We start from the raw sequence: 1,323 nt of genomic DNA on the forward strand, positions 1-1,323 counted from the left end.
AGCCGTTCGACGAGCAGCAGGCCGACGCCCTCGCTCCAGCCGGTGCCGTCCGCGTCCTCCGAGAACGACTTGCACCGACCGTCCGCCGCCAGACCGCGCAGCCGCGAGAACTCGACGAACGCGGTGGGCGTCGACATCACCGCCGCACCACCCGCGATCGCCAGGTCGCACTCGCCCGACCGCAGCGCGTTCGCCGCCAGGTGAAGCGCGACGAGCGACGACGAGCAGGCCGTGTCGACCGTGACCGCCGGACCCTCGAATCCGAAGGTGTAGGCGAGCCGTCCGGAGGCGATGCTCCCCGCACTGCCGCTGAAGAGATAGCCCTCGTTGCCCTCGGGCGGCAGCCCGGGACGTGAACCGTAGTCGTTGTACATCAGGCCGGCGAACACGCCCGTACGGCTGCCGTGCAGCGACTCGGGATCGATGCCCGCACTCTCCAGCGTCTCCCACACGGTCTCGAGGAGCAGCCGCTGCTGGGGGTCGACCGCCAGCGCCTCGCGCGGGGACATCCCGAAGAACTCGGGGTCGAAGAGGTCCGCGTCGCGCAGGAAGCCGCCTTCCCGGGTGTACGACGTGCCCACGGCCTCCGGATCCGGGTCGTACAGGCGCTCCAGGTCCCAGCCCCGGTTGTCCGGGAAGTCGCCGACCGCGTCGACGCCGTCGGCGACCAGTCGCCACAGGTCCTCCGGCGAGGACACCCCGCCGGGATAGCGGCACGCCATCCCGACGATCGCGATCGGCTCCTGTGCCTTGTCCTGGACCTCGCGCAGGCGCTTCCGCGCATCACGGGCGTCGGCGATCGCCCGCTTGAGGTAGTCCCGCAGTTCCCGCTCGTCAGCCACCTGTGGTCAGCTCCCGAAATGATGCTCTTGATGACGGATGTCGATTACGAGTGATGCGTTCTGTGCGTCTGGCAGCCCCGCCGGGGGCCGCGCGCTTGGCGGAGGAGCCCCACCGGGCCCGGGTCAGTCGAGCTCGTCGACGAGTGCGAAGAGTTCCTCGTCGCTCGCGGCATCGAGATCGCTGCCGTCGTCCCCGGCTGTCCTGCCGCCCCGGCCGTCCGCCGCCTGGACCTCGTCCAGCAGCTCCCGCAGCCGCGCACTGATCTCCTGGTACGCGGTCTCGTCCGCGCCCGCCGCCTGCTGGATCGCGCTCCTGAGCTTGTCGAGGCCGGCGAGGACCGGCGCCGCGACCGACTCGGGCTCGGCGTCGAGGTCGAGCTGCTCGACCAGATGCGCTGCGAGGCTGTCCGGGTTGGGGTGGTCGTAGATGAGGGTGGCGGGGAGTTTGAGGCTGGTGGTGCTGGTGAGTTGGTTGCGGAAT

2 protein-coding genes are annotated in these 1,323 nt (G+C 70.6%); both read right to left on the reverse strand.

Features of this window, described 5'->3' with window-relative positions; genetic code table 11:
* On the reverse strand, nucleotides 1-842 hold an 842-nt coding region (locus ACWCP0_RS42140), incomplete at its 3' end, for a beta-ketoacyl synthase N-terminal-like domain-containing protein (protein WP_451083993.1).
* Nucleotides 843-965: 123 nt separating this feature from the next.
* Nucleotides 966-1,323, reverse strand: a 358-nt coding sequence (locus ACWCP0_RS42145; RefSeq protein ID WP_451083994.1) for an acyl carrier protein, incomplete at its 5' end; no start/stop codon positions are given.

This window comes from Streptomyces sp. NPDC001970 (assembly GCF_053594115.1).